Below are 22,545 nucleotides of genomic sequence, written 5' to 3' on the forward strand. Positions count from 1 at the left end.
TGGCGGCCAACGCGCCGTCAGGGAGTGTCAGGATCAAAGCTTCCTGCCTGTTCCCGCACTGTTCCTTTCCGCGGGCTCGCCTATAAGGTGCGTCCGCCCGCGCCCCCCAGGCGGCCAGAGGAGCTTGACCCATCATGATCGATCCCAAAACCGCCAAGCGGGGCCTTGCGCTGGTTTTCACCACGCTGCTGCTCGATATCATCGGCTTCGGCATGATCATGCCGGTGCTGCCGGCCTTTCTCAGGGAATTGACCGGCGTCGGCATCAGCGAAGCGGCGATCGAGGGCGGCTGGCTGTTCTTCGTCTATGCGGCCATGCAGTTCTTCTTCGCGCCCATCATGGGCGGCCTGAGCGACCGATTCGGGCGGCGGCCGATCCTGCTCGCCTCGGTGTTGACCTTCTCCATCGACAATTTGATCTGTGCCATCGCCTGGTCTTATCCGATGCTGTTCATCGGCCGCGTCCTGGCCGGCATTTCGGGCGCCAGCTATTCGACGACGTCGGCCTTCATCGCCGATATTTCGAACGACGAGAACCGGGCGAAGAATTTCGGCCTGCTCGGCATTGCCTTCGGCGTCGGCTTCGTCATCGGGCCGGTGCTTGGCGGATTGCTCGGTACGTTCGGGCCGCGCGTGCCGTTCTTTTTCGCCGCCGGGCTCGCCTTCGTGAACTTCCTCATCGCAATGTTCTTCCTACCCGAAACGCTCGATGAAAAGCACCGCCGCCGCTTCGAGTGGAAACGTGCCAACCCGGTCGGCACGCTTCTGCAGATGCGCCAATATCAGGGCATCGGCTGGATTGGGCTGGTCTTCTTCCTGATGACGCTCGGCCACATGATGTATCCGGCGGTGTGGTCGTTCGTCTCCAACTACCGCTACGGCTGGAGCGAGCAGCAGATCGGCTTCTCGCTCGGCGCTTTCGGCCTGTGCGGCGCCATCGTCATGGGCACGGTGCTGCCGCGCGTCATCCCCAGGCTCGGCGAGTGGAGGACGGCGGTCATCGGCCTGACGTTCACCGCGGCCAGCGCCTTCGGCTATGCCTTCGCCTCGCAAGGCTGGATGGTCTACGCGGTGATCGTCGTCGGCTGCCTGGAAGCGCTGGCCGATCCGCCGCTGAGAAGCCTCGCCGCAGCCAAGGTTCCCCCTTCGGCACAAGGCGAATTGCAAGGCGCGATGACCTCGATCTTCTCGATCACCTCGATCGTCACGCCGCTGCTCTATACCGCGATCTTTTCCTGGTTCACCGGCCCCAGCGCGCCCGTAACCTTCGGCGGCGCGCCCTATCTGGTCGGTGCATGCTTCCTGGTGCTGGCGGTCATCGTCTTCGTCACCAAGGTGGCCAGGCCGGCGACGGTCGCAAACGTCACCACCGGCGTGGCCAATGACCGAGCGCAGGCATGAGCCATGACAGCCGCATCGCGTTGACCAGGGACGGGGTGTCGTTGTCGCGGCTGGTCTTCGGTGCCCGGCGCCTGTTCGACGGCCCAGTGCGCCCGGATGCCGACCAGGTCGCCCGGCTGATCGGCAACGCCGTCGATCTCGGCCTGACCAGTTTCGATCATGCCGACATCTACGGCAGCTACGAAGTCGAGGCGGCCTTCGGCGCCGGGCTGGCGCGTTGGCAAGGCAGGCGCGAGGCGATCGAGCTGATATCGAAATGCGACATCGTGCTGGCCTCGAACAGCCGACCGCAAAACCGGCTGAAGCAATTACGACACCGGTGCCGCTCACATAACCGTCTCGGTCGACCGCTCGCTCGCCAATCTGCGCACCGACTATCTCGACCTGTTGCTGCTGCACCGGCCAGATCCCCTGATGGATGCCGACGAGACGGCGGCGGCACTCGCCGCGCTGGTCAAATCCGGCAAGGTGAGGGCAGTCGGCGTGTCCAATTTCACGTCTTCGCAATTCGACCTGCTGGCGTCGCGGCTGCCGTTTTCACTCGCCACCAACCAGATCGAATTGTCGGTGATGAAGACATCGGCGCTGACCGATGGCAGCCTCGACCATGCGCAGCGCCTGTCCTACGCGCCGATGATCTGGTCGCCGCTTGGCGGGGGTTCGCTGTTCACCGGCAAGGAGCAGCGCGAGGCGCGTGTGCGGGCAGCGCTGGCGGCCGTCGCGGCCGAGATCGGTGCCGGCGATCTCGCCACCATCGCCATCGCCTGGCTGCTGCGCCATCCGGCCCGGCCGGTGCCGGTGCTCGGTTCGATGAAGCCGGAACGGCTGGCCGCCATGGTCAAGGCACTGGATATCAGCCTCGACCGCGAGCACTGGTTCGCCATTCTGGAGGCGAGCGAGGGGCGGCCGGTGGCATAGGCCAGCCTAACCCGCGATCGACGACGGCTGGTTGAATGCTCCTATTCCGGCTTCGAGGGCGCGCAGATACAGGGCGCCAGCCATTATGTGGTCGCCGACAACGCGGACGGGGTCGCGGAGCTAATCGAAAGGCATGCCGGCGAACGGGCGCCTTGATCGGAAGCCAGCGGGAGGCGGAGGGACAACCAGGCGAAGGACCTGACGAGAACCAAGTTTCCAACGCAGTTGCCGGCTGGCCGCGTCTGAAGGCCGGTTACTCGGACGACCTGTGAAAAACGGCGGAAGCTGAACCTAGGATCAGGCCCTTTCCGCCAGCAATTCCTCGCCGCGCTTTTCGCGGATGAGGTTGACGAAGCGGCGGAACAGGTAGTGCGAATCCTGTGGGCCGGGCGAAGCCTCGGGGTGATGCTGGACCGAGAACACCGGGCGGCCGGTCAACGCGATGCCGCAATTCGAGCCGTCGAACAGCGAGACATGGGTTTCCTCGACACCCGCGGGCAGCGAGTCGGCATCGACGGCAAAGCCGTGGTTCATCGAAACGATCTCGACCTTGCCGGTGGTGTGATCCTTGACCGGATGGTTGGCGCCGTGATGGCCCTGGTGCATCTTGGCGGTCTTGCCGCCCAGCGCCAACGCCAGCATCTGGTGGCCGAGGCAAATGCCGAACACCGGAATGTCGGTCTTGAGCAGGTCCTGGATGACCGGCACGGCATAGTCGCCGGTGGCTTCCGGGTCGCCGGGGCCGTTGGAGAGGAAAATGCCGTCGGGCCGCATGGCGAGGATTTCTTCCGAACCGGTGCTGGCCGGAACCACCGTCACCTTGGCGCCCAGACCGGCGAGCAGCCGCAATATGTTGCGCTTGACGCCGTAGTCGATGGCGACGACGTGCAGCGAAGGCTCCGCCTGTTCGCCAAAGCCTTCGTTCCACGCCCAAGGCGTCTCGCGCCAGACAGAAGACTGGCCCGACGTGACCTCCTTGGCGAGATCGAGCCCGATCAGGCCCGACCATGCGGCGGCACGCCGCTTCAGGTCGTCGAGGTCGAAGACGCCGTCGGGCGCGTGGGCGATGACGGCATTGGGCATGCCCTTTTCGCGGATCAGCGCGGTGAGCGCGCGGGTGTCGATGCCCGACAGCGCGACGATGCCCCGCTTCTTCAGCCACTGGTCGAGATGGCCGGCGGCGCGGTAATTGGACGGGTTGGTGACATCGGCCTTGAACACGGCACCGACGGCGCCGGCACGAGCGGCCGGATTGAGGTCTTCGATGTCCTCGCCATTGGTGCCGATATTGCCGATATGCGGGAAGGTGAAGGTGACGATCTGGCCGGCATAGGAGGGGTCGGTGAGGATTTCCTGGTAGCCGGTAAGTGCCGTGTTGAAGCAGACCTCGGCGACCGCCGAGCCGGTGGCGCCGAGGCCGCGACCCTCGATGACGGTGCCGTCGGCCAGCACCAGAAGGGCGGTCGGCTTTTCAGTGGCCCAGGCGGGCGTCATCTCGGCCATGGCGGCACTCCTATCAAGCCGCGCGCTTCCATAGCCCGGCGGGCGTTGGCGCGGCAAACGGCGCGAAGCGGCGAATTCGCGGCCTCCACGCACCCAAGCTTCAGTTCATGCAAGGCCCAGTACATAGGGGAAGGGGGCAGGGCGGTCAATGATCATGCGAAACGCGGCCGCGATTTATTTCATTGAGGAATATCATAGGCTTGCCCTGGCACATCAGGGTTTGCGTTGGCCTGTCCCCGGCGCTATTGTCCGCGCCGACCGAAGGAGAGAGAGCAATGCGCGCGAAAATCGCCGAATCCCTGAAGACCGCGATGAAGGCGCAGGACAAGCACCGGCTGCCGACATTGCGGCTGATCCAGGCCGCCATCCACGACCGCGACATCGCCAATCGCGGTGCCGGCAAGGAACCCGCCAGCGATGAGGAAATCCTGCAGATCCTGGCCAAGATGGTGAAGCAGCGCGAGGAATCGGCCAAGGCGTTCGAGGACGGCAAGCGCCCGGAACTGGCCGCGCAGGAACGCGGCGAGATGGAGATCATCCGCGGCTTCCTGCCGACGCAGCTTGACGATGCGGCGGTCACGGCGGCGGCGCGCGAGGCGATTGCCGCGACCGGTGCGGCCAGCCAGAAGGACATGGGCAAGGTGATCGCGGCGCTGAAGCAGAAATATGCCGGCCAGATGGATTTCGGCAAGGCCAGCGGCATCGTCAAGGGGTTGTTGCAGTAGGCTTTTTACTCTCGCATCGTCGGCTTCAAACACGGCCACTCGACGCCAAGCCGCGGCTTGCCGTTAGATCCGAGGCTCCAATGCGCGGCGCAATGCCGGTGCTTCACGCTGGATATGGTCCCACAAGCGATTGGCGATCGGGCCGTGCGGCCGGTCGCGGCGGCGCGCCACCACCAATTCGTCGGTGCGGCCCGGCAGATGACGGCCGGCTATGGATAACAGCTGGGCGTCGCGCAGCTCTTCCGCGATCAGGAAGTGAGGCAGGTGGCCCCAGCCGAGCCCTTGCAGGATGAGTTCCTTCTTCATGGCCTGATCGGGGACCAGGCATCGCGGCGCGCCCTCGGCCACGAAATAGTCCTGTCGTGGCGAATGCAGGGCGGTGTCGCGCATCACGCACTGGGTGAATGCCTGCATCTTCTCCAGTGTGACCGGTTGTTCGACGCGCTCCGGCAGAAAGCCCGGCGCCACGACGGGAATGAACGACACCTTGCTGAGATCGATCCATTCCACCCGTACGTCGCCCTTGTCGATCCAGTGCAGGATGAGATCGGCTTTGTCGTCAAAAAGGCGTTCCCACGGGCCGCCGACGGCTTCGAAATGGAGATGCAGCCGCGTGCCGGGGCACTGGGCGAAGAACCGCCCAAGCATGCCCAGTACGTGCGGGCGCGGGCAGAGGTCGCCGATCACGACGTGGATATCGCTTTCATCGCCCATCGAGAGCTGGGCGGCGTGGACGCTCAGGCCTTCCAGTTCGCGCAGCAGCGATTGCGCCCGTCGATGGAACGACAGCCCCGCTTCGGTCGCCCGCACGCGATAGCCGCCGCGATCCAGGAGGACGAGATCAAGCTGTCGTTCGAGCCTGGCGACGGCGGCGAACACCGCCGGATGCGAGCGATGGAGCAGGGCCGCGGCCGGCTGAAAGCCGCCGCTGCGGATCACCGCGTCGAAGCACTGGAGGTCGTGCAAGGTGAATTCGGCCATGTCAGCTTTGATTACAGAGATTGTCCTATCTTTGTAATATCACCAAATCCCGGCCACAGCTACGCTTTGCCTCATTCAACGTTCCAAAAGGATTTTAATCATGAGTGAGCTGAATTTCGTGACTGTCGGCGACGGCACGCGCATCGCCTACCGGCTCGACGGTGACGCTGGGCAACCGGTGCTGGTGCTGTCCAACTCCATCGCCACGACGCTGCACATGTGGGATGGCCAGATCGGCGAACTGTCCAGGCATTTCCGCGTTCTGCGCTACGATTTTCGCGGCCATGGCGGATCGAGCGTGCCGGTCGGCGCCTATTCGCTCGACCGGCTTGGCCGCGACGTGATCGAACTCATCGACGCGCTCGGCCTTGGCCAGGTGCATTTCCTCGGCCTGTCGCTGGGCGGTTTCGTTGGGCAGTGGCTTGGCATCCACGCGCCCGAGCGGGTCGACCGGCTGATCCTGAGCAACACTTCATCTCACCTCTCGCCGGCAAGTTATTTCGACGAGCGGATCGCCGTCGTGCGGCAGGCGCCGGACATGTCGGAAACCACCGAAGTGTTCCTCAACAACTGGTTCCCGTCCGGCATGGTGGCGGCCAACGAGCCCGTCATCGAGAAATTCCGCGCCATGTTGCTTGAGATCGACCGTCTGGGCCTGGCGGGTCTGTTCGCCGCGGTTCGCGACGCCGACCTTCGCCGCACGGTGGCCCTGATCGACCGGCCGACATTGGTAATCGCCGGCCAGCACGACACGGTGACGGCGGCCAGCCACAGCGAACTGATCGCGGCAGCCGTGCCCGGGGCGAAGCTTGTCGTGCTGCCCGCGGTTCACCTGTCGAACGTGGAATACCCCACCGAGTTCATGCAGGCCGTGCTCGATTTCCTGCACTGAGCCGGAGCAGGGTGCCGTGGCTCCATCTCACGGCTCCTTGCACATCGGCAGTGGCTGCGGGGGCGCCGCCGGATGGTCCTTCTTGTACTGGGCAATGACCGGCTCGAGGGTTTTTCGCGGCCAGAATTTCGGCGTACCGATCTCTTTCAGGCAGGATGCGTTCCAGTAGGTGCCTGAACCGGAATGGCCGTTTGCCACGGCGGCGATGTCGCGCGATTCCGGATAGATATAGAGCGTGGTGGGGTTGTCCTTCACCATCGAGATGAGCTGCCTGGCATCGGCCGGCGACCAGCTGGTGCAGCCATTGCTGCGGCCGCCGGCATAGTCCACCAGCTTGCCGAACGGCACGAAGCCGTCATGGTCGGCATAGGAACTGCTCGGGCTCTTGCGCAGGCACATGCCGCGCAGCACCTGCGCCGCGTGGCCGCCGATCACGCGCTGCCTTGCGTTGGCGGCTTCGCCTTCGCCGTCGAACTGGATGAAGGTGCGCTGGAAAGCCACGTCCTGTTTGGCGCCGATGCGATAATAGCCCTTGAACGAGGTTTTCGCCTCGCGGGTCATGTAGGGACCGCCGGCGGTCAGTTCCGAATCCATGGCATTGCCGAAATTCCTGGCGCAGCGCCTGCCATTGGAGAAATCCACCGTGCCTTTCAGGTTGCGGCCGCCGCCGTGCCCCGACGAAATCGCGCGAAACGACTGGCTGGCTTCGCATACGACATAGTAGCGGCGCCCGAGCACGCCATTGCCCAAATCGCCGGGACGGGTGGCGTCCATGGCGAAGTAGCAGGGGTTCCGGACGACGCCCTGGGCGACTTTTTTCAGGTAAAGCGCGCGCGCCCGCTCCAGCACCACTTGTGAAATCTGGCCATCGCCATCTCCGACATGGGCCTGCAGCCAGGCCGGAATGGCCGATGGCGCGGCAAAGGACCGGGCCGATGCCATCAAGGCCATGACGACGACGAGGAGACCGAGGAACGTAACGACACCCAACGGGACAGATCTCAACCGCACCGGACCCATTCTCCTGTCGAAGCCGTTTGTGATCCCCGCGGAATCACCCGAGGCGATCATAAAACGCGGCGCGCCGCCAGGCGAAACACATCTTGTTTAGCGCACCGGCAAGTAGGCGCGAAAAGACCAGGCCGACGCGCAACCATCCATAAACGGACATGCTGGGTCAAGGCTTGCGGCGGGAGCCTCCATATCTACGAACGCCCGATTTTCGAGCCGGCGCGATTGGGCTATGATCTGATTCTGGCGTGGCCCACGCCTCCTCCCTCCGCCGGGAAAGCATCGTTCATGCGGGGCCATCCAATCACCGGACCGACTGTTCGAGCACCAGGCATAAGGAGGGGTTGCAAAAACTGCTCGCACCAGGAGGTTTTGCGATGAGGCTGTTTTGGCCCGTCTATCATCTGAAGCGTCAAGCCAGGCTGTTGTCCCGCGAGGTGAAAATACCGCTCCACCAGGCGCTCGACCGTATTGCGGCACAAGAAGGTTTCGCGAGCTGGAGCCTGCTTGCGGCGAAGGCCGCGGAAACTGGGCCCGCAGGCAGATTGTTTGCACAACTGGCGCCCGGCGACCTCTTGCTGGTCGGCGCGCGGCCGGGCCAGGGCAAGACGCTGATGAGCCTGGAACTGGCGGTCGAAGCCATGAGGCGCGGCCGGCGCAGCGTGTTCTTCACGTTGGAATATACGCAGGCGGACATTCTCGACCGCTTCCGCGCGATCGGGGTCGAGCCACGGCAATTCGAGGGTCGGTTCGAATTCGACAGTTCCGATGCCATCTCGGCCGACTACATGGTGGCGCGGCTGGCCTCGGCCGGGGCCGGCACGCTGGTGGTGATCGACTACCTGCAATTGCTCGACCAGAAGCGGGAAAATCCGGATCTGACGATCCAGATACGCAGGCTGCGATCATTCGCGCGCGACAGGGGACTTATCCTGGTCTTCATCGCGCAGGTCGACCGTTCGTACGAACTGTCGAAAAAACCAGTCCCCGATATCGACGATATCAGGCTGCCCAATCCGCTCGACCTGTCGCTGTTCAGCAAGACCTGCTTCCTGAACAAGGGAGAGATACACTTCCAGGCGGCTTGAGCCCCCTGCTGTCCAAGGCTATGCCTGCAGCGTTTTTCAGGAGGCATCGATCATGGTCGAGATCGTCAAACCGGCGCTTGAACATCTGCCGAGCTACAAGGCGGCGCTCGAACGCGGCTGGTCGCCGGACAATGTGCGGCTCCTGGAAGCGACGCGCGAGCAGCTTGCGGCAATAGAGGAAGACCCGGTGGCGTTCCTGGCCAGCCTCGACGATCCCGAAGCCAAGGGGCCGCCCATCGCCTTGCCCGACGGGACACGGGTGCCACGCCTGCCGGGCTTCCGCCGCTGGATCTGGGACGGCGAGGCGGCGGGCTCGATCGGCTTTCGCTGGCAGAAGGGCACGGCGGAACTGCCTTCGCACGTGCTTGGTCATATCGGCTACGCCGTCGTGCCCTGGAAGCGGCAGCGCGGCTACGCCACCGAAGCGTTGCGGCTGATGCTGGACGAGGCGAGGGCGGTAGGCCTTCCCCATATCGAGATCACCGCCAAGCCGGGCAATCCGGCCTCGCACAAGGTGATTCTGGCCAATGGCGGCAAACTCGTCGAGCGCTTCTTCGAGGATGCCGCCTATGGCGGGGTGCAGAGCCTGCGGTTTCGGATCGATTTGTAAGAGACCGTTTGGAAACTCCACGCCGGAGGCCATCTGATGGCGTTTTCTGCGCCTATCTATCGCCTTTCGGGCAGGTCGCGCAGCCAGTCGGCGAGCGATGCGCGATGCGTGCCGGCCATGCCGGTGAATGCCTCGGCGGACAGCATGGAGTTCAGCACCGCCTCTTGCGTCGCCTCCGCCGCCGCCCGGAAGAGAATGTCGATGCGTGCTTCGTTGAGCGCGAGCAGCGGCACCAGATCTCGGTTTTCATCGTGGTCGACCGGGTTGCCGGTGCTGAAGGCGATGGCGATGTCCCCGCTGCCATTGCCCCAGAAGGAGCCGAGCCTGGCGATGCCGGCGCCGGCGCGGCGTGCCAGGCGCTCGAGCTGGCGGTGTTCGAGCGGCACATCGGTCGCCAGAACGACGATGATCGAGCCGCGTTCGGCCTCGGCCTCCCGCCTGGGGTCGGGCCGGCGCCCATCGGGCAGGACGAGGTCGCCGGCCCTGCCGAAATTCGACAGGACGAGAACGCCAAGATGATGTCCGCCGGCAAGCGCGATTTTCCTGGAGGCCGAGCCGACGCCGCCCTTGAAGCCGAAGCAGCTCATTCCCGTTCCGGCGCCGACATTGCCCTGTTCGAACGCGCCTTCTCGGGCATCCGCCAGCGCGGCAAGGGCATGCTGCTCTGATATCGCCATGGCCTGGATGTCGTTCAACGGACCGTCATTGCATTCACCGACCACCGGATTGACCGTTCCGGTGGCGCGGCCGATATCGAGGTTCTGGCGGATGGCGTCACGGATCAGCGCCGTGGCGCAGGTGCCGACCGAGAGCGTGTTGGTCAAGAGAATAGGCGTCTCGATGGTGCCGAGTTCCTTGACCTGCATCAGCCCGACGGTCTTGCCGAAGCCGTTGATGACATGGCTTGCCGCCATCACCTTGGTGCGGAACAGGTTTCCGCCATGCGGCAGGATCGCGGTCACGCCGGTGTTGATGTCGCCGTCGCGCAGCGTGCAGTGACCGACGCGCACGCCAGGCACGTCGGTGATCGCGTTTTGCGTGCCCGCCTGCAAGGTGCCGCAGGTCAGGCCGAAATCGGCGACAGTCCTTGCCATCTTATTCGGCGGCCGCCGGTACCGGCGGGCCGATGTCGCTGCGCCGTTCCCAAAGATGGGAGATGACAGCCACAATGACGGCGACGAGCATCGCAAAGGCGCCAACAAGCGACAGGCTGCGATAGCCGTAGCCGGCATTGAGCATGGCGGCACCCAGCGATGCGGCCAGCGCGATGCCGATATTGAAGCCGGACGGGATGAGCGAGGCGGCGAGGTTGGAGGCGTCGGCCGTCCAGGCCAGGATGCGGGTCTGGATCGGCGTGCCGATGGCGAAGTTGAGGCCGCCCCAGACGATGATCGCGACGACCATCGGCACGGGATAGGGGCTGACGGCATAGATGATGGCCAGCGTCACCGCCTGCAGGGCAAGCATGGCTATCAGCGACGGCATCAGTTTCCAGTCGGACAGTTTGCCGCCCAGGAAGACGCCAAGCGTGGCGCCGACGCCGTTGAGCAGCAGCACCCAGGGCACCAGGTTTTCATCGAGTCCGGTGACCTCCAGCAGCGTCGGGGTGATGTAGGTGAACAGGCAGAACTGGCCGAGCATCAGCATCAGCATCAGGATCAGCGAAGTCCAGACCTGCTGGCGCGCCAGGACGCGGACTTCGCTGGCAAGGCTCACCGCCTTGGCCTGATATCCGGTGGTGCGCGGCAGCAAGGCCGCCATGGCGAGCGTTGCCGCCACGCCCAGCGCGCACATCACCCAGAAAGTCGCGCGCCATCCCCAGATGTTGCCGATGGCGGTGCCGGCCGGCACGCCGATGACGTTGGAGACGGTGAGACCCGACAGGATGACGGCGACCGCCATGCCGCGCTGATCCTCGCGCACAAGGCCGACGGCGACCACCATGGCGACGCCGAAATAAGCGCCATGCGCGACAGCCACGGCAATGCGCAGCAACAGCATCGAGGTGAAGTCGGGTGCCAGCGCGCAGGCCGCCTGGCCGAGGGTGAAGACGACGGCGAGGCCAAGCAGCAAGGTCTTGCGCGACAGGCCCTTGGTGGCGAGCGCCAGCAGCGGCCCGCCGATGGCGATGCCGCAGGCATAGCCGGAGACGAGGTAGCCGGCGGAAGGAACCGAAACGCCTAGCCCCTGCGCCACCTGCGGCAGCATGCCGGCGATGACGAATTCGGTGGTGCCGAAAGCGAAGGCAGCGATGAACAGGGCGATGAGCGGCAGCGACATGAAAAGGAACCCCCGAATGCAGGCTCAAACCATGGATGGCCGTAGCAGGCAATCCAGAAATTTTTGTCGCCGGTTTAGGTTTTCTTGACGGGGCCGATCGATCGCAAGCCCATCAGGTCACGGACTTGCGTCCGTAAGGAATCTTCAGCCATGCCCGTTCATGAAAATAGTAGAGCAGCGACTTGGTGAAGACCTCCGTCACCCCGATGGCGGCCGCAAGCTTGATGCTTCCGGTCACCACCAGCGAGATGATCATCGTATCGATGGTGCCGGTCACGCGCCAGGAAAGCGCCTTGGCGAAACTGCGCGAATGGGTATCCATCGATTTCCTCCCGGTGGAAACGGATGCTTAGCCGACGGATGGCTGGATAAGCAAAGGCTAAATTTGGCGTTCTTTCCCGAATGATGGAAGCGTGTTCCAAATCGGTGCGATTGCAGGAAGCTTCCGCCGGTCAGCTCGCCTTCAGCCTTGATCCCGTGAGCAGGCCGCGCTCTTCCAGAACCGGGTAGGCCATCGAGGCCAGCAGCGAGTTGATCTGCTTCAGGTCGCGGATGGTGTCGAGGTGGATCGAGCTGGTTTCGACGCTTTTGGCGGTGCCTTCGCGCAGGCGCATAAAATGGCTGGCGCTGGTTTCCTTCTCGCGGTCGCGCAGCCGGTCCTTTTCCAGCACGAGCTGGCGCGCGGTTTCGGGATCGCGCGAGACCAGGACGTTGAAGGCGAGCCGGGCATTGGCCAACACCGAGCCATGGAAGGCGCACAATTCGCTCCAGCCTTCGTCGGTGAATTCCAGCCCGCGGTCGAATTTCTTCTTCACATGCACCAGCATGTTGCGCACGATGATGTCGCCGACCTGCTCGAGCTTGACGCAGGCGCCGATCAGCTCCTGGCAGCGCAGCGCCTCGTCTTCGGTCATCGGATTCCTGGTGACCTTGGCGAGGTAGAGCTTTATGGCCGCGTGCCTGCGGTCGACACGGTCGTCGAGGGCCGCCAGCGCCTTGATCTTGTCCGAGTCGGCGTCCTCATAGAGTTCGATGATGCGCTTGAGCATGATCTCGACCGTCTCGCAGACACGCACCACCTCGCGTGTGGCGTTGGCCAGGGCCTGGCTCGGCACATCGATCGCGCTTTCGTTGAGCGCCGACAGTTCGACGACGTCGAGCGCAGCGGCCGGCGCCGGTTTGGCGCCGAGCGCCACGATCCTTTCGGAGGCTCGGTAGACCAGACCGGCCAGCGGCAGGCCGGCGAGCAGGATGACCACGTTGAACAGGATATGGGCGTTGACGATCTGATCGGCCGCCGTCGGGCCGAGAAAGGCAACATGCGGCCGGAAGATCATGAACAGGATCAGCATGACCAGCGAACCCAGCCCGCGCATCAAGAGGTTGCCGACCGGCACGACACGCACTTCGGGACTGGCCGAGCGTGTCAGCATCGGCGCGATCAGCGACGAACCGAGATTGACGCCGAGGATGAGGACAAGGCCGAGTTCAGGGCTGATCAAGCCACGGCCGGCCAGCGTCGCCATCAACAGCACCGCCGCGATGCTCGACTGGAACAGCCAGGTGATCATTGCCGCCAGCAGGTACGCGGTGATGGAATCGGTGGAGAAGTAATTGAGGATGACCGGCAGCAGCTGGCTGTTGCGCAGCGGCTCGGACGCCTGGCCGATCATTTCGAGGGACAGGATCAGGAGACCGATGCCGACCAGGATGCGGCCGGTCTGGCGCCAGTCGCGCCGCTCCGTGGCCATGAACATCACCGTGCCGGCAATCAGGCAGAGCGGCACCAGCAGCGTGAGGTCGAAGGTCAGAAGCTTGACCACCAGAGCCGAGCCGATCTCGGCGCCACGCACGGCCAACTGACCGGCGGCGCCCGAGACGATGCCTGAACCGGCGAAGGAGCCGACCAGCAAGGTGACGGCGGTGGAGCTTTGCAGCGCGATCGCAAGGCCGGTGCCGGCCAGCACCGCCATGATCGGATTGCGCATGGTGGCGCGCAGGCGATGACGCAGCACGTCGCCATAGGCCCGTTCGACGCCGGTCTTGACCATGCGGGTGGCAAACAGCATCAGCGCCACCGCGCCGGCCAGATGCAGGAGGACGACCGAGCCGCTCATCGCGGCGCCCGCATGCCGGCATGGCGCGCGCGGTGGGCAGCATGGCGACCGGTGGTTAAAGCGAAGGTACGAATCATGGTCATGGCAGCCTTGGAATATAGCCGGAATATTTTAGCCGGATAATAAAAATTTGTCGATTTCAAGGGCTCGCCGCGAGGCGACGGCCGGTGTCGGAAAATGGACGGGTCCGCAAATGGTTGCACGGGCTTGAGCCGTGGGTCGGCCGGACCTGCGAGGGTGTTGGCGCCGCTGCTTGCGCTTATGTTCAAATCTTCGGGATAAACAGCGAGATTCATTACACAATTGTAATGCTGGCGTTCAGTTTTGGTTCATCCCCTGGCCGCTATTCCTCTGGCATCGACAACCAAGGAGACTTCCGATGAAACGCATTGTTCTTTCCGCTCTGGCTTTCTCGATGCTGGCCGCCACCTCACTCACCGGCCAGGCAGCGCCGATGAATGCTCCGGTCGCGCCACAGTCGAACTACACCAAGGTCGACTGGCAGAGGCCCGGCGACCACCGGGATATGAAAAAGCGTGTGTTCAAGAAGAAGGTCGTGGTGAAGCGGAACAACTGGCGCAATGGCCAGAAATATTCCGGCTGGAGGCAGCACCGGCCGATCCGCGACTATGGCCGCTACGGCCTGCACCGTCCCGGCCGCGGCCAGGAATGGATCCGCGTCGGCAACGACTATGTGCTGGTCGGCATCCTCTCCGGCGTCATCTTCGGCGCGCTTGCCGCGCAGTAAGTTCCGACTGGTGCCGGACTGAAAAAGAAAGGCGGTCCGCAATGGCCGCCTTTCTATCTGGCCTGTGGAAACCGGGCATCGTCCGCATTAGGGGTCGTCTGAAATCGCGGGCATGATTATATGGTGGGGAAACGAGTTCCCTAATGCGCTTTCCACCCGCCTTTCTCGACGAGATCCGCGACCGCGTGCCGATTTCATCGGTTATCGGCCTGCGCGTCGCGTGGGATCGCAAGAAGACCAATGCCTCGCGTGGCGATTATTGGGCGTGCTGCCCGTTTCATGGCGAAAAGAGCCCGTCTTTCCACTGCGAGGACAAGAAGGGGCGTTACCACTGTTTCGGCTGCTCGGTCTCGGGCGACCATTTCAAGTTCCTCACCGAACTCGAGGGATTGAGCTTTCCCGAGGCCGTCGAGAAGATCGCCGACATGGCCGGCGTGCCGATGCCGGTTCGCGATGCGCAGGAAGAACGGCGCGAGAAGGAACGCGCCAGCCTGACCGACGTCATGGAAATGGCGACCGTCTTCTTCCAGGAGCGCCTGCAAGGGCCTGAAGGCGCCAAAGCCCGCGCCTATCTGCGCGACCGTGGGCTGACGCCGGCGACGCAGCAGTCGTTCCGGCTCGGCTTCGCGCCCGACAGCCGCAATGCGCTGAAGGAACATCTGGCGGCCAAGGGCGTGCCAAAGGCCGATATCGAAGCCTGCGGGCTGGTGCGCCATGGCGACGATATTCCGGTCTCGTATGACTGGTTCCGCGACCGCATCATGTTCCCGATCCCGGATTCGCGCGGCAAGATCATCGCCTTCGGCGGTCGCGCGCTGGCGCCCGATGCGCTCGCCAAATACATGAACTCGCCCGACACCGAGCTCTTCCACAAGGGCAATGTGCTCTACAATTTCGCCCGCGCCCGCAAGGCATTGGCGAAAGGCGGTACGGTCATCGCCGTCGAGGGCTACATGGACGTGATCGCGCTGGCGCAGGCCGGCTTCGAGAATGTCGTGGCGCCGCTCGGTACCGCGCTTACCGAAAACCAGCTCGAATTGTTGTGGCGCATGGCGCCGGAGCCGATGCTGTGCTTCGACGGCGACAAGGCCGGGCTGAAGGCGGCGTGGCGGGCCGCCGACATGGCGCTTCCGTCGGTACAGGCCGGACGCTCGGCGCGCTTCGCGCTGCTGCCGGAAGGCAAGGATCCCGACGACCTGGTCAAGGCCGAGGGGCCGGATGCCTTCCGCGCCGTGCTGGCCGATGCGCGGCCGCTGGTCGACCTCCTGTGGATGCGCGAGACTGCGGGCGGCGTCTTCGACACGCCGGAGCGGCGGGCGGAATTGGGACAGACGCTGCGGGAACTCAGCAGCCGCATCCGCGACGAAAGCACGCGCTACCACTACCAGCAGGAAATGCGCGAGCGGGTGCTGAGCTTCTTCGGCTCGCAGCGCAATGCGCGCCAAGGCCGCCAGGACTGGAAACCGGGGCAGGGCAAGGCAAACGCACCCGGTGGCCAATTCGCCAAGCCTGGCGGCGGCCGCATGACGATCACCGAAAGCCTCGGCCAATCCGCGCTGGTCAAGCGCGGCAGCGAAGGGATGTCGGTGCGCGAGGCGACGATCATCGTCGCCTTGATCAACCATCCGGCGCTGATCGACGAGAACTTCGCTCATGTCGAGTTCCTCGATCTCGCCAATTCCGATCTGACCCGGCTGCATGCCGCCATCCTCGATGCGATGGCGCATGACATGGCTAACGACCGCCACGCCGTGGTGGCGACGATCGAGCGGGCCGGCTGCGCCGAGATCTGGGAGCGCGCCGTCGGCCTGATCAAGCGGGCGCGGCAATGGCCGGCGCTGGAGACGGCGGCGCTCGAGGACGCCCGCGACGCCCTGAACCAGGCGTTGCACTTGCAGCGCAGCGCGCGCACCTTACATAAGGAGCTGAAACAGGCGGAAGCGGCGCTCGAGGCGGACCCTTCGGACGAAAATTTCCGCCATCTGATCGAAATTCAGGCGCAGTTTCAGGATGTACAAGCGACGGAAGCGCTGATCGAAGGATTTGGCGTTTCGTCGGGCAGGGCTGGGCGAGCCTAAGTGCAGCTGAGTGCAGGAATGAAGGCGCGGCCGCGCTTCCCTTGGGGGCGCGGTGCGCTAAGTCGGGTAATTGATTCGCTTTTTTCATGCGAATCATGCCAGAGGCGCTTGACCTTCGGACAGAATGACGGAATCAGGACGATTCGAAACGTTAACCCGCACCCGCGTCGACGGGAAACAAGCGATGCAAGGTACTTGGTCACTGGACAGGCGGCCCGCCTGCCACAGATATCAGGGTTAATCTGGACTTAATGTATGCCGCCCAAGAGTGAAACCCGGTTTTGGGGCAACGGCATGCACCAAACAAAAGAGTGGATGCAGTTTGTGGGCCGGGTAAGGCGCGTTTAGAAAACGGGCGTATCCGATTTGACTGGTCCGACAGCTTACGCGGCCCCGATGGCCGGCCGCTAGGAGAAGATAAAGACTATGGCGACAAAGGAAAAGGAAGAGGTCGAGACCGAACGCGAAGGCGCCACCGATGGGCCTCTGCTCGACCTTTCCGATGATGCTGTCAAGAAGATGATCAAGGCCGCCAAGAAGCGCGGCTATGTCACCATGGACGAGCTGAATTCGGTGCTGCCTTCCGAGGAAGTGACCTCCGAGCAGATCGAGGACACGATGGCGATGCTGTCCGACATGGGCATCAACGTCGTCGAGGACGACGAGCAGGGCGAAGAGGCCGAGGCCAGCGACACCGCCGCCGATGCCGAGGAAGACGCCAACGAGCTGGCCGAGCAGACCGGCACCGCGGTCGCCGCCACCACCACCAAGAAAGAGCCGACCGACCGCACCGACGATCCGGTGCGCATGTATTTGCGCGAGATGGGCTCGGTCGAGCTTCTGTCGCGCGAAGGCGAAATCGCCATCGCCAAGCGCATCGAGGCCGGGCGCGAGACGATGATTGCGGGCCTGTGCGAAAGCCCGCTGACCTTCCAGGCCATCATCATCTGGCGCGACGAGCTCAACGAATCCAAGATCCTGCTGCGCGAGATCATCGACCTCGAAGCCACCTATGCCGGCCCCGAAGCCAAGCAGGCGCCGGTGGTCGAACGCGTCGAGGAAGCACCCAAGGTCGAGGAAAAGTCGCGTCGCGGACGCGACGACGAAGACGACATCACCAATGTCGGCGCCGACACGCGCGGCATCGGCGATGACGACGAGGAAGACGAGGACGAGGCGAGCCTGTCGCTGGCGGCGATGGAAGCGGAACTCCGCCCGCAGGTGATGGAGACGCTCGACGTCATCGCCGACACCTACAAGAAGCTCAGGAAGCTGCAGGACCAGCAGGTCGAGAACCGTCTGGCCGCCGCCGGCACGCTGTCGCCCAGCCAGGACCGCCGGCTGAAGGAGCTGAAGGACCAGCTGATCAAGGCGGTGAAGTCGCTGTCGCTCAACACGGCGCGCATCGAGGCGCTGGTCGAGCAGCTCTACGACATCAACAAGCGGCTGGTGCAGAACGAGGGCAAGCTGTTGCGCCTGGCCGAAAGCTATGGCGTGCGCCGCGAGGAATTCCTGAAGGAATATCAGGGCTCGGAACTCGACCCCAACTGGACGCGTTCGATCGCCAACCTGACCTCGCGCGGCTGGAAGGAATTCACCAAGAACGAGAAGGACGCGATCAAGGATTTGCGCGCCGAGATCCAGAATCTGGCCACGGAAACGGCCATTTCGATCCTGGAATTCCGAAAGATCGTCAACCAGGTGCAGAAGGGCGAGCGCGAAGCCGCGATCGCCAAGAAGGAAATGGTCGAGGCCAATCTGCGCCTCGTCATCTCCATCGCCAAGAAATACACCAATCGTGGCCTGCAGTTCCTCGACCTGATCCAGGAAGGCAATATCGGCCTGATGAAGGCCGTCGACAAATTCGAGTACCGCCGCGGCTACAAGTTCTCGACCTACGCGACATGGTGGATCAGGCAGGCGATCACGCGTTCGATCGCCGACCAGGCGCGCACCATCCGCATTCCGGTGCACATGATCGAGACGATCAACAAGATCGTGCGCACCTCGCGCCAGATGTTGCACGAGATCGGCCGCGAGCCGACGCCGGAGGAACTGGCCGAGAAGCTCGCCATGCCGCTCGAAAAAGTGCGCAAGGTCTTGAAGATCGCCAAGGAGCCGATCTCGCTCGAAACGCCTGTGGGCGACGAGGAGGATTCGCATCTGGGTGATTTCATCGAGGACAAGATGGCGATCCTGCCGATCGACGCGGCGATCCAGGCCAATCTGCGCGAGACCACCACGCGCGTTCTGGCTTCACTCACCCCGCGCGAGGAGCGCGTGTTGCGCATGCGCTTCGGCATCGGCATGAACACCGACCACACGCTGGAAGAGGTCGGCCAGCAGTTCTCGGTCACCCGCGAGCGTATCCGCCAGATCGAAGCCAAGGCGCTGCGCAAGCTCAAGCACCCGAGCCGCTCGCGCAAGCTGCGCAGCTTCCTCGATAGCTGAGTTCATTTTTGTCGCGAACAGTTAAGGGCGCCGATCGGCGCCCTTTTTCGTTTCGGGCGTCAAAGCAACGGCACGTTCAGCCGCGCGCCCTTGACGGTGATGCCGCCCCGGTTGCCGATCTCTATCGAGCCATAGCGCTGCCGGAAGCAGTCAGGCAGCGGACGGTCGCCGGGGACCGACAGCCACAGGCGCAGCATATGGCGCCGCTTGTCGGGATCCGGCCAATCGCGAAAGCCCATGCGGTCGTGAAGAAGCGAATGATTGTAGACGAACTGCATGTCGCCAGGCCGGAGCCGCATCGACAGGTTCAGCCTGACATCATTGGCAAGGCTGTCGAAAAGATCCAGCGCCTCGACATGGGCTAGAGTGAGGCGCATGGCATCGGGGAAGCGCTGCGCGCTGTCGATGTACTGACGCTGATAGATGCCGGTCAGCAGTCCGGCATGCCAGTTGAGCACCGGGATTTCGAAGTAGGGCTTTTCGCCTTCCGGGATCTCGCCGCGCCGGTCGGTGGCAATCGGATCGAACAGCAGGCGAACCAGATCGGGCCGTCTCTTGCGCATCTCGTTGTAGATCGTCACCGTGCTTACCAGCAGGGACTCGCCGCCTTGCATGGCATCGCGCAGGCAGAGCAGGCCGACGACATCGGCGGAATCGGTGTGAAATGTCTGGCGTTCCGACGTCTGGTAGATGCGTGTCCTGGGGTCCCTGGCGTCGGCGCCGATGTCGCGGACATGGCCGAGTATATGGCCCTGGGCATTCTGGGACCGAGCGCTTCCCAGATGGGCGCCAACCCCGCGGAAGATCGTTGCCGTCATCTCGGCGGAATATCTCTCGACCGGGAGACCGCGCAGCACCTCGAAGCCAATTCCGGCAATCAGTTTTTCGCGAAGCGCGGCAAGGTGGCCGGCAAGCCGGGGCAAGGGGAAATGAGCCTTGGCCAGACTGCCGATATCGTGCGAGCCGGCGAGAAAGCCGGTTGCGGCAGCTTCCAACTCCGCGACGTCCTCTGGCTCCAGGTCGACCAGCCATTTTTCAGGATGCTTCGCCATGTCCTCGCCGATCCAGGCGGCGGGAATTTCGATCTGTTCCGGCGGCAGCTCTGATGTCTCGCGCATGAAGCTCTCCTGCGGCTGGATTGGCCCCGGATGGGGTATTTGCCGGCCTGGGGGCCACGACGGAGATTGCCGCAATCCGGCGGGTTTTTAAACCGGCTTTACCTGAACGCAGCCGGCTGATTTGCGGTTGATGCCTGCCAGCGCCTTTGTTGTGTCGGCTGGCGGGAGGTCGCGCCCGCTCGGCATTGGGTTCCCGCGCGGTAGCGCTTGCAGGATGTCGGCAGTGGGAGGATACTCCGGCGTCGGATGCATTTTCGGGCGACAACCTCGAAAGCCAGCCCCGGCCGAGGCCGTGTCGACAAGCCCATGGCCTGAGTGCCGTGCTCCGTGGCCCCGGAGAGAGGCCTACCATGACGACCTACATCATGCTGATGAACTGGACCGAGCACGGCGCCAAGAACGTGCGCGACTCGCCCAAGCGCCTCGACGCCGCCAGGAAGCAACTGGGCGAGATGGGAGGATCGTTCAAGTCGTTCTACCTGACCATGGGCGAATTCGACATGGTGGCGGTGGTCGAGGCGCCCGACGATGCGGTGCTGGCGCGTTTCGCGCTGATGCTGGCCGCGGGCGGCAATATCAGGTCGCAGACGATGAAGGCTTTCCCGGAGCTCGCTTACCGCGAGATCATCTCGTCGCTTGGATGACGGTATCCGCCTTGCGCAAACAGGTCGGCACGGTCAATCCCGCATCGGTCCATTGCGCAGCGATTGGCGGACGCCTGACAATCAAGAAGGACAAGGCCCGGCAACGAGTTTTGCCACCTGCCCAACGGGCGCCTCTGTGAAGAGTGGGCGCTGTTTCGCGACAACAGACGCGTCGGGCCGTCATGCATCGGAACTGAGGCGCGGACTTCCCTTGGGCGATCTCGCAAACCGTGCCTGGCGGTGTGGTCGATGACATGGCGTGCCACCATGATAGGGTGAGCCATGACCCATTCCCATTCGCATCTTTGGCCCGGCGTACCGCTTGCCCTCGGCTCAGCCGTCTTGTTCGGCGCGACGCCGCCCCTGTCCAAGCTGCTGCTCGACAGCGTCAATCCGTTCATGCTTGCGGGCCTGCTATATCTCGGCGCGGGCCTTGGCCTTGCCCTCTATCGCCTGTTGCGCGACCGGCAAGCCAATGCCGGCGAGGCGCGACTGGCCGCCGAGGATATTCCATGGCTTGCACTGGCCATCGGCATGGGCGGCATTGTTGGACCGGTCCTGCTGATGTTCGGCCTCATCCTCAACACGGCATCCAGTTCTGCATTGCTGCTCAACCTCGAAGGGCTGGCAACGATGGCGATCGCCTGGCTCGTCTATCGCGAAAATGTCGACCGGCACCTGCTTTTCGGTGCCTTCGCCATTCTCACTGGCGCTGTTTTGCTTTCGTGGCAAGGTAATGGCGTCACTTTCAACCTTGGCGCGTTGCTGGTCGCGGGGGCGTGCCTGGCATGGGGACTCGACAACAATTTCACGCGCCGGATATCGGCCACAGACCCGGTGGTGATCGCCATGCTGAAGGGGCTCGTGGCCGGTACCGTCAATGTCGGCCTAGCATTGATCGGCGGCGCCTCGCTTCCCGCCGCGCCGATTGTCGCCTCGGCGGCGGCTGTCGGTTTCTTCGGCATCGGCGTCAGCCTGGTGATGTTCATCCTGGCGCTGCGCCATCTCGGAACGGCGCGCACCGGAGCCTATTATTCGCTGGCGCCGTTCATCGGTGCCTTGCTGGCCATCGTCATGCTCGGCGATGCCGTGACGCTGAAGCTGGCGATTGCAGGGTTGCTGATGGGCGTCGGGCTCTGGTTGCATCTGTCGGAACGCCACGATCACGAGCATGAGCACGAGGCGCTGGAGCATGAGCACAGCCATGTGCATGACGAGCACCACCAGCATCATCATGACGGGCCGGTGACGGAGCCGCATTCGCACTTGCACCGGCATGCGCCGCTGCGCCACAAGCATCCGCATTATCCCGATCTGCACCACCGGCACGATCACGGCTGACACATGTCCAGGCCCGTGCTGACCGTCTGGTACAACACGCGCTGTCCCGTCTGCGATGCCGGCATCGGCCGGCAGAAGCGGCGGCTGGTCGAGGCGGTCAAGGCCGGTCGGATCGAATTCCGCGACATCAACCTGGAGCCAGATGCGCTGTCGTCGCGTGGCATCGCGCTGGAGGACATCCGCCGCCGGTTGCATGCGACCGACGCCCAGGGCAGGCTGCTGGTCGGTGCAGACGTGGCGATCGCGGTCTGGCTGACAACGCCTGGCGAGGGATGGCTGGCGCGCCTGTTCGGCAATCGGCTCATGCTGCCGCCGACCCGCATTGCCTACGATCGCTTCGCCGATCTGCTGTACGGCTGGAATCGGCGCAAGGGCCGCTGGTAGCCCATTCACACACCATCCATTCCTGCCGCGCCTGACGCCTCGACGCCACCCCTTGGTTCAGATACATCGTAAGATATATCTTGACTCACCGACAGGGTGTTCCTAATTAAGATATATCGTGAGATAGAACTCAAGGAGCAATCAATGCACAAGCACAATTTTGGGCACAATCATTCCGACCGTCATCATTTCGGCGAGCGCATGTTCATGCACATGGCCGGCAAGTTCGGTGGTAGGGGGGGCGGCGGCTTCGGTC

The 22,545-nt window shown here is 63.7% G+C and carries 21 protein-coding genes and 1 pseudogene; 14 read left to right on the plus strand and 8 right to left on the minus strand.

All coding sequences use genetic code 11. The annotated features are described in order from the left end of the window. Positions 1 to 134: 134 nt before the first annotated feature. The 3 genes and pseudogenes from FJ954_RS28365 (at position 135) to FJ954_RS32305 (ending at position 2,318) form a co-directional block, all read left to right on the plus strand. The gene (locus FJ954_RS28365; RefSeq protein ID WP_140665023.1) at positions 135 to 1,400 is read left to right on the plus strand and encodes a TCR/Tet family MFS transporter; all 1,266 of its coding nucleotides are present in this window, start codon (positions 135 to 137) and stop codon (positions 1,398 to 1,400) included. Continuing rightward, positions 1,397 to 1,630, plus strand: a pseudogene (locus FJ954_RS32300) (aldo/keto reductase); the annotation flags it as partial. The gene FJ954_RS28365 and the pseudogene FJ954_RS32300, both read left to right, overlap by 4 nt. Before the next feature lie 154 nt (positions 1,631 to 1,784). Further along, positions 1,785 to 2,318 carry an aldo/keto reductase gene (locus FJ954_RS32305; protein ID WP_281407736.1) on the plus strand — a complete coding sequence of 178 codons (534 nt, stop codon included), beginning with the start codon at positions 1,785 to 1,787 and terminating at the stop codon, positions 2,316 to 2,318. A gap of 297 nt (positions 2,319 to 2,615) precedes the next feature. Here FJ954_RS32305 and carA read toward each other — a convergent pair whose 3' ends face one another. Then, entirely contained in the window at positions 2,616 to 3,821 is a 1,206-nt protein-coding gene (gene carA / locus FJ954_RS28375; RefSeq protein WP_140665026.1) for a glutamine-hydrolyzing carbamoyl-phosphate synthase small subunit, read from the minus strand. A 275-nt stretch (positions 3,822 to 4,096) separates the two neighbouring features. On the opposite strand from carA, the gene FJ954_RS28380 reads away from it, so the two are divergent. Then, a complete protein-coding gene (locus FJ954_RS28380; protein WP_023781512.1) occupies positions 4,097 to 4,546 on the plus strand; it encodes a GatB/YqeY domain-containing protein in 450 nt (149 codons plus the stop codon). A gap of 63 nt (positions 4,547 to 4,609) precedes the next feature. Here the strand turns inward: FJ954_RS28380 and FJ954_RS28385 are convergent, their stop codons facing one another. Beyond that, positions 4,610 to 5,527, minus strand: a complete 918-nt coding sequence (locus FJ954_RS28385) for a LysR family transcriptional regulator (protein ID WP_140665029.1) — start codon at positions 5,525 to 5,527, stop codon at positions 4,610 to 4,612. A gap of 100 nt (positions 5,528 to 5,627) precedes the next feature. Between FJ954_RS28385 and FJ954_RS28390 the strand changes: the two genes are divergently transcribed. Further along, positions 5,628 to 6,419 carry an alpha/beta fold hydrolase gene (locus tag FJ954_RS28390; RefSeq protein ID WP_140665031.1) on the plus strand — a complete coding sequence of 264 codons (792 nt, stop codon included), beginning with the start codon at positions 5,628 to 5,630 and terminating at the stop codon, positions 6,417 to 6,419. A gap of 27 nt (positions 6,420 to 6,446) precedes the next feature. Here FJ954_RS28390 and FJ954_RS28395 read toward each other — a convergent pair whose 3' ends face one another. Then, positions 6,447 to 7,430 (minus strand): hypothetical protein, encoded by a 984-nt coding sequence (locus tag FJ954_RS28395; protein WP_140665034.1) that lies wholly within the window; start codon positions 7,428 to 7,430, stop codon positions 6,447 to 6,449. 377 nt (positions 7,431 to 7,807) lie between these two features. Here FJ954_RS28395 and FJ954_RS28400 point away from each other — a divergent pair, with 377 nt between their 5' ends. Further along, positions 7,808 to 8,518, plus strand: a complete 711-nt coding sequence (locus FJ954_RS28400; RefSeq protein ID WP_140665037.1) for a DNA helicase — start codon at positions 7,808 to 7,810, stop codon at positions 8,516 to 8,518. A 52-nt stretch (positions 8,519 to 8,570) separates the two neighbouring features. Then, complete coding sequence (locus FJ954_RS28405) at positions 8,571 to 9,128, plus strand: GNAT family N-acetyltransferase (RefSeq protein ID WP_140665040.1); 558 nt, start codon at positions 8,571 to 8,573, stop codon at positions 9,126 to 9,128. A 56-nt stretch (positions 9,129 to 9,184) separates the two neighbouring features. Here the strand turns inward: FJ954_RS28405 and FJ954_RS28410 are convergent, their stop codons facing one another. The 4 genes from FJ954_RS28410 to FJ954_RS28425 all read right to left on the minus strand — a co-directional run bounded on the left by FJ954_RS28410 (position 9,185) and on the right by FJ954_RS28425 (position 13,525). Continuing rightward, positions 9,185 to 10,222, minus strand: coding sequence for a P1 family peptidase (locus FJ954_RS28410; RefSeq protein WP_140665043.1), 1,038 nt, complete (start codon positions 10,220 to 10,222; stop codon positions 9,185 to 9,187). Position 10,223: 1 nt separating this feature from the next. Next, on the minus strand, positions 10,224 to 11,408 hold the full coding sequence (locus tag FJ954_RS28415) for an MFS transporter (protein ID WP_140665046.1): 1,185 nt from the start codon (positions 11,406 to 11,408) through the stop codon (positions 10,224 to 10,226). Between the two features lie 112 nt (positions 11,409 to 11,520). Further along, positions 11,521 to 11,730, minus strand: a complete 210-nt coding sequence (locus tag FJ954_RS28420) for a DUF2061 domain-containing protein (RefSeq protein ID WP_015316213.1) — start codon at positions 11,728 to 11,730, stop codon at positions 11,521 to 11,523. A 130-nt stretch (positions 11,731 to 11,860) separates the two neighbouring features. Next, positions 11,861 to 13,525 (minus strand): Na/Pi cotransporter family protein, encoded by a 1,665-nt coding sequence (locus FJ954_RS28425; RefSeq protein ID WP_140665049.1) that lies wholly within the window; start codon positions 13,523 to 13,525, stop codon positions 11,861 to 11,863. Between the two features lie 379 nt (positions 13,526 to 13,904). Between FJ954_RS28425 and FJ954_RS28430 the strand changes: the two genes are divergently transcribed. The 3 genes from FJ954_RS28430 (at position 13,905) to rpoD (ending at position 18,802) form a co-directional block, all read left to right on the plus strand. After that, entirely contained in the window at positions 13,905 to 14,273 is a 369-nt protein-coding gene (locus FJ954_RS28430) for an RcnB family protein (protein ID WP_015316215.1), read from the plus strand. A gap of 143 nt (positions 14,274 to 14,416) precedes the next feature. Continuing rightward, on the plus strand, positions 14,417 to 16,351 hold the full coding sequence (gene dnaG, locus FJ954_RS28435) for a DNA primase (protein ID WP_140665052.1): 1,935 nt from the start codon (positions 14,417 to 14,419) through the stop codon (positions 16,349 to 16,351). A gap of 426 nt (positions 16,352 to 16,777) precedes the next feature. Next, positions 16,778 to 18,802, plus strand: coding sequence for an RNA polymerase sigma factor RpoD (gene rpoD / locus FJ954_RS28440; RefSeq protein ID WP_140617795.1), 2,025 nt, complete (start codon positions 16,778 to 16,780; stop codon positions 18,800 to 18,802). Between the two features lie 59 nt (positions 18,803 to 18,861). Here rpoD and FJ954_RS28445 read toward each other — a convergent pair whose 3' ends face one another. Further along, the gene (locus FJ954_RS28445; protein ID WP_140665055.1) at positions 18,862 to 19,920 is read right to left on the minus strand and encodes a TauD/TfdA family dioxygenase; all 1,059 of its coding nucleotides are present in this window, start codon (positions 19,918 to 19,920) and stop codon (positions 18,862 to 18,864) included. 350 nt (positions 19,921 to 20,270) lie between these two features. Here FJ954_RS28445 and FJ954_RS28450 point away from each other — a divergent pair, with 350 nt between their 5' ends. From FJ954_RS28450 to FJ954_RS28465, 4 genes are all read left to right on the plus strand, one after another. Next, a complete protein-coding gene (locus tag FJ954_RS28450) occupies positions 20,271 to 20,564 on the plus strand; it encodes a GYD domain-containing protein (RefSeq protein WP_015316219.1) in 294 nt (97 codons plus the stop codon). A 117-nt stretch (positions 20,565 to 20,681) separates the two neighbouring features. Further along, complete coding sequence (locus tag FJ954_RS32180; protein ID WP_224529547.1) at positions 20,682 to 20,843, plus strand: DUF333 domain-containing protein; 162 nt, start codon at positions 20,682 to 20,684, stop codon at positions 20,841 to 20,843. Between the two features lie 3 nt (positions 20,844 to 20,846). After that, positions 20,847 to 21,905 (plus strand): DMT family transporter, encoded by a 1,059-nt coding sequence (locus FJ954_RS28460; RefSeq protein WP_140665057.1) that lies wholly within the window; start codon positions 20,847 to 20,849, stop codon positions 21,903 to 21,905. Between the two features lie 3 nt (positions 21,906 to 21,908). After that, positions 21,909 to 22,289 carry a DCC1-like thiol-disulfide oxidoreductase family protein gene (locus FJ954_RS28465; protein ID WP_015316221.1) on the plus strand — a complete coding sequence of 127 codons (381 nt, stop codon included), beginning with the start codon at positions 21,909 to 21,911 and terminating at the stop codon, positions 22,287 to 22,289. Positions 22,290 to 22,545 lie beyond the last annotated feature (256 nt).

Source organism: Mesorhizobium sp. B2-3-15 (assembly GCF_006442875.1).
GTDB lineage: Bacteria > Pseudomonadota > Alphaproteobacteria > Rhizobiales > Rhizobiaceae > Mesorhizobium > Mesorhizobium australicum.

Bases quoted from the DNA above. Each gene is read 5' to 3' on its own strand.
- FJ954_RS28365 (WP_140665023.1), top strand. From the start codon at position 135: ATGATCGATCCCAAAACCGCCAAGCGGGGCCTTGCGCTGGTTTTCACC.
- carA (WP_140665026.1), bottom strand. From the start codon at position 3,821: ATGGCCGAGATGACGCCCGCCTGGGCCACTGAAAAGCCGACCGCCCTT.
- FJ954_RS28380 (WP_023781512.1), top strand. From the start codon at position 4,097: ATGCGCGCGAAAATCGCCGAATCCCTGAAGACCGCGATGAAGGCGCAG.
- FJ954_RS28385 (WP_140665029.1), bottom strand. From the start codon at position 5,527: ATGGCCGAATTCACCTTGCACGACCTCCAGTGCTTCGACGCGGTGATC.
- FJ954_RS28390 (WP_140665031.1), top strand. From the start codon at position 5,628: ATGAGTGAGCTGAATTTCGTGACTGTCGGCGACGGCACGCGCATCGCC.
- FJ954_RS28400 (WP_140665037.1), top strand. From the start codon at position 7,808: ATGAGGCTGTTTTGGCCCGTCTATCATCTGAAGCGTCAAGCCAGGCTG.
- FJ954_RS28405 (WP_140665040.1), top strand. From the start codon at position 8,571: ATGGTCGAGATCGTCAAACCGGCGCTTGAACATCTGCCGAGCTACAAG.
- FJ954_RS28410 (WP_140665043.1), bottom strand. From the start codon at position 10,222: ATGGCAAGGACTGTCGCCGATTTCGGCCTGACCTGCGGCACCTTGCAG.
- FJ954_RS28415 (WP_140665046.1), bottom strand. From the start codon at position 11,408: ATGTCGCTGCCGCTCATCGCCCTGTTCATCGCTGCCTTCGCTTTCGGC.
- FJ954_RS28420 (WP_015316213.1), bottom strand. From the start codon at position 11,730: ATGGATACCCATTCGCGCAGTTTCGCCAAGGCGCTTTCCTGGCGCGTG.
- FJ954_RS28425 (WP_140665049.1), bottom strand. From the start codon at position 13,525: ATGAGCGGCTCGGTCGTCCTCCTGCATCTGGCCGGCGCGGTGGCGCTG.
- FJ954_RS28430 (WP_015316215.1), top strand. From the start codon at position 13,905: ATGAAACGCATTGTTCTTTCCGCTCTGGCTTTCTCGATGCTGGCCGCC.
- dnaG (WP_140665052.1), top strand. From the start codon at position 14,417: ATGCGCTTTCCACCCGCCTTTCTCGACGAGATCCGCGACCGCGTGCCG.
- rpoD (WP_140617795.1), top strand. From the start codon at position 16,778: ATGGCGACAAAGGAAAAGGAAGAGGTCGAGACCGAACGCGAAGGCGCC.
- FJ954_RS28445 (WP_140665055.1), bottom strand. From the start codon at position 19,920: ATGCGCGAGACATCAGAGCTGCCGCCGGAACAGATCGAAATTCCCGCC.
- FJ954_RS28450 (WP_015316219.1), top strand. From the start codon at position 20,271: ATGACGACCTACATCATGCTGATGAACTGGACCGAGCACGGCGCCAAG.
- FJ954_RS28460 (WP_140665057.1), top strand. From the start codon at position 20,847: ATGACCCATTCCCATTCGCATCTTTGGCCCGGCGTACCGCTTGCCCTC.
- FJ954_RS28465 (WP_015316221.1), top strand. From the start codon at position 21,909: ATGTCCAGGCCCGTGCTGACCGTCTGGTACAACACGCGCTGTCCCGTC.